This is a genomic window from Pseudoalteromonas sp. Z9A4 (genome assembly GCF_011378845.1).
Classification (GTDB): domain Bacteria; phylum Pseudomonadota; class Gammaproteobacteria; order Enterobacterales; family Alteromonadaceae; genus Pseudoalteromonas; species Pseudoalteromonas arctica.
Genome location: NZ_WTLA01000034.1, coordinates 1 through 16,017 on the forward strand (window position 1 = coordinate 1; position 16,017 = coordinate 16,017).

At 39.7% G+C, this 16,017-nt stretch carries 11 protein-coding genes; 3 read left to right on the top strand and 8 right to left on the bottom strand.

Annotation, left to right across the window (positions count from 1 at the left end; all coding sequences use genetic code 11):
* Positions 1 to 164: 164 nt before the first annotated feature.
* Positions 165 to 1,859 carry an NAD-dependent malic enzyme gene (locus GQR54_RS17575; RefSeq protein WP_166379297.1) on the bottom strand — a complete coding sequence of 565 codons (1,695 nt, stop codon included), beginning with the start codon at positions 1,857 to 1,859 and terminating at the stop codon, positions 165 to 167.
* 142 nt (positions 1,860 to 2,001) lie between these two features.
* Entirely contained in the window at positions 2,002 to 3,780 is a 1,779-nt protein-coding gene (gene ggt / locus GQR54_RS17580; protein ID WP_166379299.1) for a gamma-glutamyltransferase, read from the bottom strand.
* Positions 3,781 to 3,877: 97 nt separating this feature from the next.
* On the opposite strand from ggt, the gene rrtA reads away from it, so the two are divergent.
* On the top strand, positions 3,878 to 4,474 hold the full coding sequence (gene rrtA / locus GQR54_RS17585; RefSeq protein ID WP_166379301.1) for a rhombosortase: 597 nt from the start codon (positions 3,878 to 3,880) through the stop codon (positions 4,472 to 4,474).
* Between the two features lie 89 nt (positions 4,475 to 4,563).
* On the opposite strand, the gene GQR54_RS17590 is transcribed toward rrtA, so the two are convergent.
* The 5 genes from GQR54_RS17590 to GQR54_RS17610 form a co-directional block, all read right to left on the bottom strand.
* Complete coding sequence (locus GQR54_RS17590) at positions 4,564 to 7,068, bottom strand: prolyl oligopeptidase family serine peptidase (RefSeq protein WP_166379303.1); 2,505 nt, start codon at positions 7,066 to 7,068, stop codon at positions 4,564 to 4,566.
* Between the two features lie 132 nt (positions 7,069 to 7,200).
* Complete coding sequence (locus GQR54_RS17595; protein ID WP_166379305.1) at positions 7,201 to 8,376, bottom strand: endonuclease/exonuclease/phosphatase family protein; 1,176 nt, start codon at positions 8,374 to 8,376, stop codon at positions 7,201 to 7,203.
* Positions 8,377 to 8,499: 123 nt separating this feature from the next.
* Entirely contained in the window at positions 8,500 to 9,648 is a 1,149-nt protein-coding gene (locus GQR54_RS17600; RefSeq protein WP_166379307.1) for a 5-(carboxyamino)imidazole ribonucleotide synthase, read from the bottom strand.
* Positions 9,649 to 9,650: 2 nt separating this feature from the next.
* Positions 9,651 to 10,133 (bottom strand): 5-(carboxyamino)imidazole ribonucleotide mutase, encoded by a 483-nt coding sequence (gene purE / locus GQR54_RS17605; protein WP_002962540.1) that lies wholly within the window; start codon positions 10,131 to 10,133, stop codon positions 9,651 to 9,653.
* Between the two features lie 161 nt (positions 10,134 to 10,294).
* Entirely contained in the window at positions 10,295 to 11,884 is a 1,590-nt protein-coding gene (locus tag GQR54_RS17610) for an ABC-F family ATPase (RefSeq protein WP_165741752.1), read from the bottom strand.
* 637 nt (positions 11,885 to 12,521) lie between these two features.
* On the opposite strand from GQR54_RS17610, the gene GQR54_RS17615 reads away from it, so the two are divergent.
* Positions 12,522 to 13,730: a porin gene (locus tag GQR54_RS17615; protein ID WP_166379309.1), complete on the top strand. Its 1,209-nt coding sequence runs from the start codon at positions 12,522 to 12,524 to the stop codon at positions 13,728 to 13,730.
* A 90-nt stretch (positions 13,731 to 13,820) separates the two neighbouring features.
* Here the strand turns inward: GQR54_RS17615 and GQR54_RS17620 are convergent, their stop codons facing one another.
* Entirely contained in the window at positions 13,821 to 14,732 is a 912-nt protein-coding gene (locus GQR54_RS17620) for a LysR family transcriptional regulator (RefSeq protein WP_166379311.1), read from the bottom strand.
* 108 nt (positions 14,733 to 14,840) lie between these two features.
* On the opposite strand from GQR54_RS17620, the gene GQR54_RS17625 reads away from it, so the two are divergent.
* A complete protein-coding gene (locus GQR54_RS17625; protein ID WP_166379313.1) occupies positions 14,841 to 16,013 on the top strand; it encodes an MFS transporter in 1,173 nt (390 codons plus the stop codon).
* Positions 16,014 to 16,017: the final 4 nt, after the last annotated feature.

Here is a 16,017-nt window from a genome sequence, read left to right on the forward strand (position 1 = left end):
TAGAAGATATCCCCGATGGGTTAAGCCAAAACCATCTAAGTATCCCCATAAAAAGAAAAATGCCAGTCAGCTTAACTGACTGGCATTAGGCAATTGCCTGTTTTTTGTTAAGCGTTGTAACTGTGCCTACAACGTTATTTATTTTTAATTACGTATAAACCTAATTAAACACTACAACGTTTATAGTTACGGTATTTTGGTAACCAGTAATTTTTGTCGATTTCTGCCCATAACGCATCATCAGTAATCTCAAGAGCAACGCCCTCTTCGATTGCTTTTTTAGCAATGGCAAATGCAATACGCTTACTTAGCGTTTCAATTTCAGTTAAGGCTGGTAATAAACTGCCTTTACCTGTGTTTGCACGCGGCGACGACTCTGCAAGCATTTCGCTAGACACACTTAACATAGCATCTGTAATGCGTGTCGCTTTAGCGGCAATAACCCCTAAACCAATACCAGGAAAAATATAGCTATTGTTACATTGTGGGATTGGGAAAATTTCACCGTTGTGTTCAACCGGATCAAACGGGCTACCTGTTGCAACAAGCGCCTTACCGTCAGTCCACTTAATCACATCAGCAGGATGCGCTTCTACCTGCTTAGATGGATTACTCAATGGGAAAATAATTGGCTGTTCACAACCGGCGTGCATTGCACGAATAGCCTGCTCAGTAAACAAACCAGGTTGGCCTGAAACACCAATTAAAATGTCTGGTTGTGCACAGTGCATAACATCAAGAAGTGATGCGTATTCACCGCTGTAAGTCCAATCACTTAACGAGCCTTGCGGTTGTGCAAGTGCTTGTTGGAAATCGCGTAAGCCTTCCATACCCTCTGAAAGTAGGCCAAAACGGTCAACCATAAATACTTGGCTACGCGCTTGAGCTTCTGTAATACCTTCAAAAACCATTTGGCTAATAATTTGCTCAGCAATACCACAACCAGCAGAACCTGCACCCACAAAAACTACTTTTTGTTGGCTTAGGGTTGAATTTTTAACACGACACGCAGCAAGTAAAGAACCGACCGTTACAGCCGCAGTACCTTGAATGTCATCGTTAAAGCTACAAATTTCATTGCGGTAGCGCTTAAGTAACGGCATTGCATTTGGTTGTGCAAAATCTTCAAACTGAAGTAATACATTTGGCCAGCGACGTTTAACCGCTTTAATGAATAAATCTAAAAACTCATCGTATTCGTCTTGAGCAATACGCTTATGGCGTGCACCCATGTACATAGGATCGTTTAAAAGCTTTTCGTTATTAGTACCCACATCAAGCATTACAGGCAATGTGTATGCTGGGCTTATACCACCACACGCAGTGTAAAGTGACAATTTACCAATTGGGATACCCATGCCACCAATACCCTGATCGCCTAGGCCTAAAATACGCTCGCCATCGGTTACAACAATAACTTTTACTTTACCTTTGGTAGCGTTGCGTAAAATGTCGTCAATTTGGTAACGATCTTCATACGAAATAAATAAGCCACGTGCGCTGCGATAAATGTCTGAGAATTTTTCACAAGCGTCGCCAACTGTAGGCGTGTAAATGATTGGCATCATTTCTTCAAGATGATCACGCACTAAACGGTAGTAAAGTGTTTCGTTGTTATCTTGAATCGCACGTAAGTAAATATGCTTATTAAGGTTGTCGGTAAAGCTAGAATACTGCTGATAACAACGCTCAACTTGCTCTTCTATTGTTTCAAAGCGAGGAGGAAGTAAACCAGCAAGATTGAAATTTTCGCGTTCTTTTTTACTAAAGGCACTGCCTTTATTTAATAGCGGTGTTTCAATTAGGCCAGGGCCAGAATGATGAATATATAAGTAGTTAGGATCAGTATTAGTTGTCATATTTCCAGGCTTTAACGGAGTCTTAAGTTATGATCTGTCATTATCAGTGTTAAAGGTTTAATTGCAACGACAATTAAGCTAGTCAGACCATTGAGAGAAAATACATGCGGGCTTCACTGCCCACATGCATATTATACATAATTTAAAATTGTATAGTGGCGTTATTATCAGTTAAATCAGATAACGCAACACCTTCACGGCGCGGATCGGCACCACCATATAAGGTATTATTTTTAACTTCAACTGCGTGTAAGCCTGAGTTTAAATCAATAATACGTACATTGTGGCCGCGTTTAGTAAGCGCAGGCGCAATGGCTTCAATGGTTGTGCCTTTTTCAAGGCTGGTGTAATCGTTACGATTTGTTGTACGCGGTAAGTTAATAGCGTCTTGTGCTGATAAATTCCAGTCAATAACACCCACAACAACTTGTGCAACGTAATCTATGATACGACTACCGCCAGGTGAGCCTACAATTAAACGTAAGCTGCCATCTTTATTAAATACCATTACCGGTGACATAGAGCTACGCGGGCGTTTACCAGCCTCTACACGGTTTGCTACAAGCTTACCGTTTTTACGTGGCGATAACGAAAAGTCAGTTAGTTGGTTATTTAAAATAAAGCCATTAACCATAACCGTAGAGCCAAACGCCATTTCAATTGAACTGGTCATCGAAACGGCATTACCTTTACTATCTACAATAGAGACATGCGAAGTAGAAGGTAACTCGTATGAATCATCCATTGCATAACTTAAGTACCCTACTGGATTACCGGCTACGGCTTTTCGGTCTGTTTCGGTAATTAATTTAGCGCGTGAGGCAATGTAATCTTTGTTTAAAAGCTCTTTGGTAGGTACTTGAGTGAAATCGGGATCGCCCATGTACATATCGCGATCGGCAAATGCAATACGCGAAGCTTGGCTAAAGTAATGAATCGCTTTTTCGCCATTTGGTTTAAGTGCACTCATATCTTTATGCTCAAGTAGGCCAAGCATTTGTAGTACTGCTACACCGCCACTACTTGGTGGCGCCATAGAACACACGTTATAAGCACGGTATTGTATACATACCGCATCGCGTTCTTTACTTTTGTAATCTGCTAAATCTTGCACACTTAATTTACCAGGGGCAACTTTAGAGTGCTGTACAGCATTAACCATTTGTTTAGCGTTTTCGCCTTTGTAAAATGCATCAATGCCCTGCTTTGCAATGTCTTTGTATAAATCAGCAAGTGGTTGATTCTTTTTAACGCTACCCGCTTCGATTAATTTACCATTTGGGTAAAAATATTCGTTAATAATAGGCATACTCAACACGCCTGGGTTTAACTGGCGTGCTAATAAACCATGTAAACGCGGCGAAATTACAAAGCCTTGCTCTGCAAGTTCAATAGCTGGTTTAAAAAGTTCTTCCCACGGCAAGATACCGTATTGCTTATGCGCGCTTGCAAAGGCATGTAAAATACCAGGTACACCAACAGAGCGCCCACCTACTACTGCTTCAATCCATTTAACGGCTTTACCGTGCTTATCTAAAAACAGCGTTTCGTCTGCATTTGCAGGTGCTGTTTCGCGGCCATCAAAACTAGTCAGCTTATTGTTTGCTTTGTTGTAGTACATCATAAATGTACCACCGCCAATACCTGACGATTGCGGCTCAACTAAAGTAAGCACTAGTTGAGTAGCAATGGCAGCATCTACGGCACTGCCGCCTTGGGCTAAAATTTGTTGACCGGCTCTTGAGGCATATGGATTTGCCGCAGCAACCATGTATTTATCACCTTGCACTACTTTTTTATGGATTAATCCAGTAGCGGCTTCAGGTTCGCGAGTTTCAATTTGAGTTGCTTGCTGTGCAAATGAAGGCAGTGATACTGCGCACAGTCCAATGGCAAATAATGAGTTAAGTTTAAAATGCATAAAAATACTAAAAACACTTAATTACGTAGTTGTATTTGGCATCTTAAAGTTAAACGGGCACAATATGCAAAAATTTTGACTAAAAAAATATAATAAAATGCTTAATTTACCTATTCAACCTCGTTATATATTACCGCCTATTATTCTGCTGCTATTTAGTACCATTTTTGCTGCATTTGATTTAAATAATTTACTTGAATTTAACCGAAGCTTAATTGACGAAGGCGAACTGTGGCGAATCTTTTCTAGCCAATTTGTTCATGCTAATTGGGCTCATTTGGGATTAAATGCCAGTGGTGTTTTATTAATATGGCTTTTACATGGCGAATACACATCACCTACTCGCTACGCTTTTAACACAAGTGCGCTAGCACTGTGGTGTGGGCTCGGCGTGTACTGGTTTTGCCCAAGCATACATATTTACACCGGATTAAGTGCTCTGCTGCATGGTGTAATTATTTTGGGGGCAGTTAAAGATATAACTGTAGGGCTTAAGTCTGGTTATTTATTATTTGTAGGCGTATGGATTAAAATAGCGTTTGAGCAATTTAGCGGCCCTAATGCTGATATAGGAAAGCTTATTAACTCCACTGTGGCTATTGACGCACATTTAATTGGTGTAATTGGCGGGACTCTGCTTGCCATACCACTGGTTATAGAGCTCTTTAAAAAGAACTTTAAAAATAAAAAATAAAGTTAGATTTTGTTCAACCCAATAAAAACGCCGCATTGGTTAACTAAACCAATGCGGCGTTTTTGTTTTTATACTTTAAGAATTAAAGATTAAAGCGTTTCTTTAAATAACTTATGAATACGTCGGTATTCGTCTAACCAGCTTGAAGGCTGTACAAAGCCATGTGGTTCAACAGGAAATATAGCTGTTTCAAAGTTTTGCTTTTCAAGCTCTATTAAGCGCTGTACTAAACGCACTGAGTCTTGAAAAAACACGTTATCGTCAACCATGGGTGCATTAATGAGTAAACGTTTGTTTAAACCCTCAGCGTAATAAATTGGTGAGCTGCGCTCATATGCAATCGGGTCAACATCAGGATGGTTTAATATATTAGCCGTGTAACCTGTGTTGTAATGTGCCCAGTCGGTAACAGGTCGTAGTGCCGCACCCGATTGAAATAACTCAGGCGCGGTAAACAATGCCATAAAGGTCATAAAGCCGCCATATGAGCCGCCATAAGTGCCGACTGCTTTGGTATCAACATTGGCATTTTGCGCCATCCATTTAACGCCATCGGCTAAATCTTGTGTTTCAGGTGTGCCCATTTGACGATAAATCGCGGTGCGCCAATCACGGCCGTAACCTTTAGATGCGCGGTAATCCATATCCATTACTATGTAACCTTCATCAGCGAGCAATGAATGGAACATAAATTCACGAAAATAAACCGAAAACCCCATATGTGAATTCTGTAAGTAACCCGCGCCGTGATTAAAAATAACCGCTTTGCGGTTTTTACCTACTTCACCTTCTACGTAATCAGCTGGGTAGTACACTTTTGCGTATATCGGTTGATCTGTATGGCTCGATGGCACAGCAACAATTTTAGGGGCTGTTAGCTTTTTAGCTAAAAACTCATCCGACACAGTATGCGTTAAGCGCGTGGCTTTTGTATTTGCTTTAGCGTCAGCTACGTAAAGCTCATTAGGCATGGTAATTGTAGAGTGCTTAAGGAGTAACTTAGTTTCATCTGGGCTTAACGTGTAATCAGTCATGCCATTTAAGTCAGTAACTTGCTCGCTATTACCTGTTTGTGGGTTAACACGGTAAATTTCGTACAGGCCTGGGTGCTCAACATTCGCTTTGTAATAAATTGCGCTGTCATCGCTGGCAAGCGTTAAGTTAGAAACCTCAAATTGGCCTTGTGTTAGCGCAGTTGCTTTGCCGTTAATTGGTTTTTTATAAAGCTGGCTGTAACCTGACTCTTCCGATAGGTAATAAAGCGTGTTTGAGTTATGTAACCAACCAAAGTCGTTAAACGCGTAAGCAATCCATGCATCGTCATGCAGGCGATGGTGCGAGACAAGTTTGTTGTTTTTAAAATCAACGGTAGCAAGCCAGCGGTCTTTGTTGTCCCATGCTTCAAGCATGACAGCTACTTGCGAGCCGTCATCGTTCCATACTATTGGGCTTTGCTCAAACCCCCAGTCCATAATAAGGTTAATGCCACGAGGCGCCTTTTTAGACTTATATGTTTTACCATCACGTGCATAGTTTTCTTTTTTAACTGCGGCTAAAACATCTTCATCAAAGCCCGGTAAGGTATTAAAGCTAAGTGATGTTTGCTCTTTGTTAGTTAAATTGATGTACACAAGCTTTGAGGTTTCTTCTTTAGCATCGGCTACACGGCGGCGTGCTTTTTTAGGTTCTATAGTGGCGTCATTTGTAATGTAGTTAGGCATAATATCGCCATCACCGCGCCAATCTGTTTGCTTTTGTACAACGACTAACAGCGCATCACCATTTGGCGAAAGCTGTGCTTCTGCAACTTTATTACCATCACCTAAGTAGTAAGCCGTGTTAGCAATTGAATCGTTTTGTTCATTAATTTGCTCATTACGTGTTTGCTTATCTTTTTTGTTTTTTTGTTGAAGCGCCACAAACTTAATCAATTTATGCTGCTCTTTAGCAATATACGTGCTTGGCTCTTCAATCCCTTTTGGCTCATCACCAAGTTTTAAGTTAGCAAGCTCGCTCGTTAAGCCTGTTTTTAAATCAACTTTAAAAAATACATTGCCTTGGCGGTAAACTAAATCGCCATTATTTAAAAATTGTGGTTTAGATTCGCTTGCTGATGTCGCTGTAATTTGTTTAAGTTCACCGGTTTTTAGGTTTTTAACAAACACATTGCCTTTAAACGTGTAGGCCGCCATTGTTTTATTTTTTGAATAAACAGCTTTATTTGAACCCACAGTATGAAGTTTATTAAGTGCTACCTGCTCTGCTGTTTGGCTAGTAACCGATTGGCTAAATAAATCGCGTAGTGTATTACCTTGCTCTTTTTGAGCATAAATAATAGTAGCCGAATCGCTAGCCCAATAAGCGCTCTCTGGTTGATTGCCCATCCAATCAGGATCGGCCATTGCTTGTTCTAACGTTATTTTTTGTGAGCCGATATCTGCTGGCGTGTTTACAACCGCAGCAACCGATGTTGCTGGTAAAGCACTTTGCTGTGTTGATGAGGTGTTAGCGGTCGCGCTACAACCTGCAAGCATGACACTTGAGGCAACAGCTAAGGCCACTAACGTTTTAGATGAAGAAAAATTAAAAATCATAGTGCTTCTATACGGTTATTATAATTAAGCCGTATTTAAGCAGAAGCACTCAAGTTATTGCAATTTTTTAAGATAAATAGCCATTAAACAGGGTAAAGCTCAGTTTACTAGCGCATCCCCTGTTAATAGGCGTTATTCAACGATTAAATCAAGCCACACCAGTCGATGATCGCTCGATGCGTTTCTGTCTTTAATTAAACGATATTCATTGCTCGTTTTAGTTGGCCAAAACACACCACCGTCTTTAACTTTTAAGCCGTAGTTTGACGGTAAAACGTAATCAACACGCGCTTGCCAATTAGCACTGTAATTTTGTGCATAAGGCACATCATACTGCTCTTTAGCGCCCTCACTTTTTGGAACAAAGTGAGCGTTTATCAATGGGTTTTTAAGTAGTTGGTCGGTGGTATTTGTGCGGGCTTTATCACCCTCTGGTGCGGCGTTTAAATCGCCTAAAATAACAAACCGAGAGTAAGTTTTTAAACCGCCCTTTTCGCCTTTATCATCGTAAATATACTTAGCGTTTGAAACGTAATCGGCAATTAACCTTACTTCATCGTGGTTACGTTTGCCGTTTCTATCCTCTTCACCGTCAAATACAGGGGGTGTTGGGTGAGATGCAATAACATGAATGGTTTTATCATTTACGTTAATAGGTAAATCCCAAAACGATTTAGAGCTAAGTCTAAGTGCTTGCCATTCTTGTGCGTTATACCAGTTTTCGCCTGTTTTAGGCATTACGGGCATTTGTGCATTTGGCATGTCTTTATATTTAAAGGTTTGAAGGGTTCTTACTTTATCAAAATCGATTGGGTATTTTGACAAAATAGCCATACCGTAATGGCCTTCAAAAAAGCCAAAACCTTGTGCATCGCCCATCACGCCATTTTTCTTGCCATCGTTATCTAAATCAAACTCAGTGGCTAGGCCTGTATTTACAGGGGCAATATAAGAGTAAGGGTAATTAATAGCGGCTTTTTTTTGCTGACCTACATTTAAATAATGCTTATTAAAGTATTCAATTCCCTGCTCTTTTGGGATGTAATCAAATTCGTTAAGTAAAATAATGTCAGGGCGAACACGTTGAATAATTTCCGCTATATTCTTAATTTGCTGGTGGTTTGCTTTAAGTGCATTAACTAAAGCATCACTTTTAACTTGCTCACCTTTAGGTGTGTGATTAGTTGCATCCATACTTACATTAAAAGTAGCAACACGAAGAGAGTCTGATGCAAATGCACTGTTACTAAAAAAAGGACTAAAAGAAGCGGCAACAAGTAGTGCGCTATAAATTGCTTTAAGTTTCATTAAATAATTTCACTGTAAAATTTTAGACTCAATCATTATTTCACAATCTAGGTAACCTTGCGCTTTTTTTAAGTACAAAAAAAATGCCGAGCAAGCTCGGCATTTAATAAAACGGTTAGCCATTTAATGAAGGATTAAATTTGCCGCCGCTTTTAAAATACCTGGATAATCTTGCTCAGGTAGATATTCAGTAAGCTCACCTAATTTATCTGCTAGATCGTTCATGCTAGTGGCCGATACGTTTATATGGCCCATTTTACGACCTGGTTTTGCAGTTTTACCGTACCAGTGGCTAGTCACATCTGCATATTTTAGTACGTCAGCTGGGATATTAGGTTGCCCTAGTACGTTTATCATCGCGGTAATGTGTTTAAGCTCTGTATTGCCAAGCGGCAAACCTGCAACAGCACGCATGTGGTTTTCAAACTGTGAGCAATGGCAGCCTTGTTGCGTCCAGTGGCCTGAGTTATGTACACGCGGTGCAATTTCGTTAACCAGTAACGTGCCTTGTACATCAAAAAACTCAATTGCTAATACGCCAACGTAGTTAAGCTCGTTTGCTATTTTTGTAAATGCATCGTTTGCTTGCGCTTCAACTCTGTGATTATTTTTACCGGCAATAGAAAGCGTTAATACACCATTGGTGTGCTCGTTTTCTGTTAGCGGATAAATAGCAACGTTACCGTGTTTATCGCGCGCACCAATAATAGATACTTCACGATCAAACGGGATCATTTTTTCTGCAATAATTGTATGTGGCGCAAGCTCGGTGCCCGATGCAATAAAATCAGACATTTGTGACCAAATTTCGTCTATTTGACTATCCGATTTTAAACGCCATTGGCCTTTTCCATCGTAACCCGCTTGGCATGTTTTAATAACAAGTGGCTTGCCTAGGGTTTTAACTGCGTGTTCTAGATGCGCTTTTTCAGTAATTAATTGATACGGCGCACAAGTTACGTTTGTTTTATCAAGCAATGCTTTTTCAAGCGAGCGATCGCCACCGGTTTTAATAGCGGCTTTCCCAGGGTAGAACTTATTACTGTTACAGCAAAGTGTTAGTACGTCATCAGGAATGTGCTCAAACTCTGCAGTAATTGCATCAGCGTTTAATATTGCTTGCTCAAGTGACGTGCTATAAACCTCACCAGTTAGCGGATGCTTAATTTGCTTGCTGCCTACATCGTATGCAACCACATTTAAATTAAGCGGCGCGCCTGCAAGACTCATCATACGTGCAAGTTGCCCTGCACCTAATATTAAAATATTCATTATTACTCTGCAGGGTTTGGATTAGCTAATATAGTGTCGGTTTGAGCTTTACGAAACGCTTCAATTTTTGCAAAAATTTCTGGATTTTGACACCCTAAAATTTGTGCGGCTAGTAAACCTGCGTTTGCTGCGCCCGGCTCACCAATTGCAAGTGTGCCCACTGCAACGCCTTTAGGCATTTGGCAAATAGATAAAAGTGAATCAACACCATTTAATGCTTTTGATTTTACAGGCACGCCCAGTACAGGAAGCGATGTAAAAGCAGCAGCCATACCTGGTAAATGAGCCGCGCCGCCAGCGCCAGCAATAATAACTTTAATACCGCGTTCTGCGGCTGAACTTGCGTAATCAGCAAGTAATTGAGGAGTGCGGTGTGCAGACACGACTTTAGTTTCGTACTTAATGCCAAAATGCTCAAGCATAAGTGCTGCATGTTCCATGGTTGGCCAATCTGATTTAGAACCCATAATAATGCCAACAGTCATAAATACTCCTCAGTAATGTATTTTTAAAATAGCGGACTTATGTCCTGTTTAAGCCGGGTATTATACCCAAAGCCATATTAATTGCGACTAATACAAAGCCACAAAAACAAAAAAAGCCATGTTTAAACATGGCTTTTTAGGGTTAACGGGTAAATAGCTAATTAAGCTTCTTTACTCGCTAGGTATTCTGCGTAGTTGCCTCTAAAGTCAATGATTTTACCATCTTTAACTTCCCAAATCCGGGTAGCTACCGATGATACAAATTGACGATCGTGCGATACAAACATTAATGTACCTTCGTAGGCTTCAAGTGCTAAGTTAAGCGCTTCAATAGATTCCATATCCATGTGGTTGGTTGGCTCATCCATTAGCAATATGTTTGGTTTATGCATCATAATTTTACCAAACAGCATGCGGCCTTGCTCACCACCTGAAATTACTTTAACTGACTTTTTAATATCGTTTTGAGAGAACAGCATACGACCTAAGAAGCTACGAACCACTTGCTCGTCGTCGCCTTCTTGTTGCCATTGCTCCATCCACTGAAACAAGTTCATGTCGGTTGCAAACTCATCTGCGTGATCTTGCGCGTAGTAACCAATGTTCGCATTTTCTGAGAACTTAAACTCACCGGCTTTAGGTGCTAAGCGCCCTGCTAATGTATTAAGTAATGTTGTTTTACCAACACCATTTTCACCAATAATAGCAATACGTTCGCCAACTTCTACTAAACCTTCAAGGCCAGAAAATAACGTATTGTCGTCAAAACCTTGCGTTAAATTGTTCATTTCAAGCGCGTTACGGAATAACTGCTTTTCTTGGTCGAAACGAATAAACGGCGTTTGACGTGATGACGCTTTAACTTCGTCTAACTGAATTTTGTCGATACGTTTAGCGCGCGATGTAGCTTGCTTAGCTTTAGATGCGTTAGCAGAGAAACGAGATACAAACTGTTGAAGTTCAGCAATTTGGTTTTTCTTTTTCGCGTTTTCGCTAAGTAGCTGCTCACGTGCTTGCGTTGCTGCAAACATGTATTCGTCGTAGTTACCTGAGTAAATACGTAGCTCACCGTAGTCAATATCGGCCATGTGAGTACACACAGAGTTTAAAAAGTGACGGTCATGCGAAATGATTATCATGGTACAGTCGCGTTGGTTTAATACATCTTCTAACCACTTGATAGTGTAAATATCCAAGTTATTGGTAGGCTCATCAAGTAGCATTATATCTGGGTCTGAAAACAACACCTGTGCAAGTAGCACGCGTAGTTTAAAACCAGGTGCAATTTCTGACATTGGGCCAAAGTGTTGCTCAGTACCAATACCTACGCCTAATAATAGTTCACCTGCTTTAGATTCAGCAGAGTAACCATCCATTTCAGCAAATTCAGTTTCAAGATCGGCTACTTTCATACCATCGTCTTCACTCATTTCTGGTAAAGAGTAAATACGGTCGCGTTCTTGTTTAATTTTCCACAGTTCTTTATGACCCATAATAACAGTATCAATTACTGAGTATTCTTCGTAGGCAAACTGGTCTTGGTTTAGTTTAGCAACGCGTTCATTTGGATCAGTACTTACATTACCTGAAGACGCTTCAAGCTCACCACTTAAAATTTTCATAAATGTTGATTTACCACAACCATTTGCGCCAATTAAACCGTAACGGTTTCCATCGCCAAATTTTGCTGAGATATTTTCAAATAATGGTTTAGCACCAAATTGCATGGTGACATTAGCTGTACTAATAATAGCGCTACCCTCCAAGGGAGTAAGGATGTAATTAAATTGCGCGCAGTTTAAACCAAAATGGCCTGTTTTTCTATGAAAGTTTAATGGCAAACCACGTCGTTCAAGGCAATTATTATCGCTGAGCTACTCGTAATTAAAATAACAAATTAAATTTAGTGTTTTTGCAAATTGTTATTCAACTTAGATAAATTAAAATTCATAAATACATTCATAATAAACCGATATGAATGTTTAGAATTTGGTATATAAATTAGAGTAAAAACACTTTTAACGTGTTTGTGTGTTTACTTAACTCATTTTTGTACAACCTATAACAATAAAAAGTTATATTTATGAAAATAAAGCACTTTTAGAGCTTTTGCACTAGTCGCTATTTTTTAATCAAGATGAAATTAATTCAAATTAGAATTTTAACACACCACTTATTACCAATCCTTTTTACCTACAAAACAACTAAAAAAACAAACCTCAGCAACACCTGAAAAGCAAAATTAACCTCGAGTGAATGTCAATTAAGTTTGCCGTCCAATTTTGTTGATTTTTTTTCACTTTTGAGCCGTTTATTGCTTTGTTAATCTTCGAACCTGAATTTTTACCTACGTAAAAACACTGAAATTTACACAGGGCAACACACAAGATGAGCAAAAAATTAGCGACACTGATTAGCGCAAGTATTGTATTAGCACCCGCTGTTTCGGCGGTAGAGTTATACAAAGATGATAAAAACACTCTAAAAGTAGGTGGATATCTTGATGTGCGTGTAATTAACACACAAAACGAAACCGAAGTTGTTAACGGTACTTCGCGCATTAACTTTGGCTTTACCCGAAAGCTCAAGAAAGACTGGACTGCCCTTGCACTCGTAGAATGGGGTGTAAACCCTGTTGGCAGCAGCGATATAATTTATAATAATCGTTTTGAATCAATTCAGGACGAGTTTTTGTATAACCGTTTAGGTTACGCAGGCCTTTCACACGAAAAGTACGGTCAACTTACCATTGGTAAACAATGGGGTGCATGGTACGACGTAGTTTATGGCACAAATAATAGCTTTGTATGGGATGGTAATGCAGCTGGCGTTTACACCTATAACAAAGACGATGGCGCTGTAAATGGCACTGGCCGTGGTGATAAGTTAGTGCAGTACCGCAATAGCTATAACGATTTTAGTTTTGCAGTACAAGCGCAGCTTAAAAACAGCGAATTTTATACCTGTGACGTAAGCGATATTTCAGAAGAAGAATGCGAAACGCTATGGAACTCTGGCGATAGTGCAGCCCAAGAAGTTGAATTTAACTACACATTTGGTGCATCTGTAACATATACCCCTACCGATATGCTCACGCTTACAGCGGGTATTAACCGTGGCGAGTTTGATTTAACGTTTGGCGATGGTTCTACTCGCAATGTTGAAGATTTAATTTACGGTGCAGGCATTATGTGGGGCAACATTGATAAGCCCGGCCTATACGTTGCTGCCAACGTAAATAAAAACAAAAACCACGACACCGATAATATTGGTCGCTTAATTGATGACGCAATAGGTGTAGAAACATTTGCATCTTACCGCTTTGATAACGATTTTCGCCCTTTTATTGCCTACAACGTATTTGATGCCGGTGATGACTACGTAATTCAGCCAAACTTTAACGCCGATCCAGACGATGTATTTAAGCGTCAGTTTGCTGTTATTGGCCTTCACTACTTAATTGACGAAGACACTATTGCCTACGTAGAAGCGCGTAAAGACTTTAGCCACTTTGAAAGTGATAACGACGATCAACAAGCACAAATGGAGCAGTCGGAAGATGACGGTATAGCATTTGGTTTTAGATATAAGTTCTAAATATAAGCTCTAAATATAAGTTTAAAAACGACTACAACTTCCCTAAGCACAACCCTTTTAGCCCTTTTAACTTTTTTAACTGGGCTTTTTTTATTCCGCCATACTTTTTTCAATACTCGATTTTGCATTTAAGGCTATTTCAACAAATGCATTAACAGCCGCATTGGTATCTGCTTTTTTAATTTGTAATAGCACCGGGATTTGAGTGAGTACGTCGCTCAGTTTTATAAAATGGCACCCTTCACTATATAATTTACGTACGCAATAAGGCGCAATTGCCACACCAAGGCCAGCAGCCACTTCAGTAACTAATGTTTGCATGTGCCTAGGTTGGCTAATAATGTTCGGTGAAAAATGAGCTTGTTTGCATTGCAAAATGGTTTCATCAAAAAGACCAAGTGCTTCCTCTCTATTAAAAATAATAAATGGCTCATTTTTTAGTTTAGCTAAATCAATATTTTTATAATTTGCCAGCGCATGGTTTTGATTAACGATGGCCACCAATGAATCTACATAAATAGTATGACTTACAAATTCATCATTAATTGAATCAGGTAAAGGCCGTGAAAAACCCACATCAATTAAATCGTTTTTAAACGCATGTATCTGCTCAGTTGCAGTCATTTCAAACAATGTAACGTGCACGCTTGGGTATTGCTGTTTATATTTTCGAACCAGTGCTGCCATAAAGGTTAAACATGCCGAGCTTAAGTGCGCAATATTAAGTGTACCTACCTGCCCGTTGTGAGCACGTTTAACCTGAGTTTTAGCTTTCTCAGCTAGAGCCAAAATAGCGCGTGCATCTTTTAATAGCTGCTCACCCGCTTGAGTTATTGCAACATCGCGTGAATTTCTTATAAACAACACAACACCAAGCTCGCTTTCGAGCTGTGCAATATGCCTACTTATTGCAGGTTGCACGGTGTGTAGCTCTTTGGCCGCTTCTGAAAAACTCTGATGCTTAGCCACGCTGACAAAACTTTTTAATGTTTTAATATCCATTACGCACCTTAAATACATTATTTGTATAGATTCTATAAAATAATATCATTTTTGTTATAGCTAAAGAACTCATATCATAGCGGCATGAGTTAACAACACTAGACAGCTATGACCAAACCCAAACAAAATCAGTCATTAAGTCGATTTATTTTATTACTAATGACCACTGCAATTGCCGCAACAGCAGCAAACTTGTACTACAACCAGCCTATTTTACCGCTTATAGCTAACGAATTTAATTTAACTGATTCGCAACTAGGGAGTATTCCCGCGCTTACACAAATTGGTTACGCGTTTGCGTTATTATTTATTTCTCCTTTGGGTGACTCGATTGCTCGCAGGCGTTTAATTACTATTTTGTCGTGCTTATTAGTAGTGGCTTGTAGTGCAGCAATGCTTGCACCTAACTTACTTTTATTACTTATATCGGTATTTTTAATTGGTGTAAGCGCTAATATAACCCAGCAATTAATACCCTTTGCAGCATCGCTTGTATCGAGCGAGCAAAAAGGTGCCACGTTAGGCACATTAATGATGGGCTTAACCATCGGTATTTTACTTTCAAGAACGTTAAGTGGGTTTGTAGGTGAGCAATTTGGTTGGCGAAATGTATTTTTAATGTCGGCAGTACTCGCGGCATTATTTGGTATATTACTGCGCGTGTTTTTACCTGGCAATAAGCCACACACTAATTTGCGTTACTGGCCTCTCATTAAAAGTACGTTAGCGTTGTTTATTAAACATAAATCACTGCAGCACTTTACACTTTCGGGTGCATTTTGGTTTGCATCATTTAATGTGCTTTGGGCAACACTTGCAATTTATGTAAGTAACGAGCCATTTAACTACAACGCTCAACAAACCGGTTTATTTGGTGTAATAGCATTGGCTGGCGTAATTGGCGCTAAGTCGTCGGGTAAATGGGTCAGCAAACTAGGATCTAAAGCTCTAATTATGATTGCACTTACGCTTGCGGCAATCGGCTTTGCTATTACAGGTTTGTTTAATGGCAGTTTAGCGTCGTTAGTTATTGGCATTATTTTAATCGACTTTGCCATATTTAGTGCGCAAGTGGCTAACCAAGTGCGTGTTTTTAGTATTGACCCCACTGCGCAAAGTCGCATAAATGGAATTTACATGCTGGGTTATTACATTGGAGGCGCTGTTGGTTCAATGGTTGGTGTTAAAGCATTTGCACTTTATCAATGGCCTGGCGTTGTTGCTGTAAGCATTATATTTATTTTGCTAAGTGGCATTTTTAATTCATTTGCTAAAAAGTAATCGC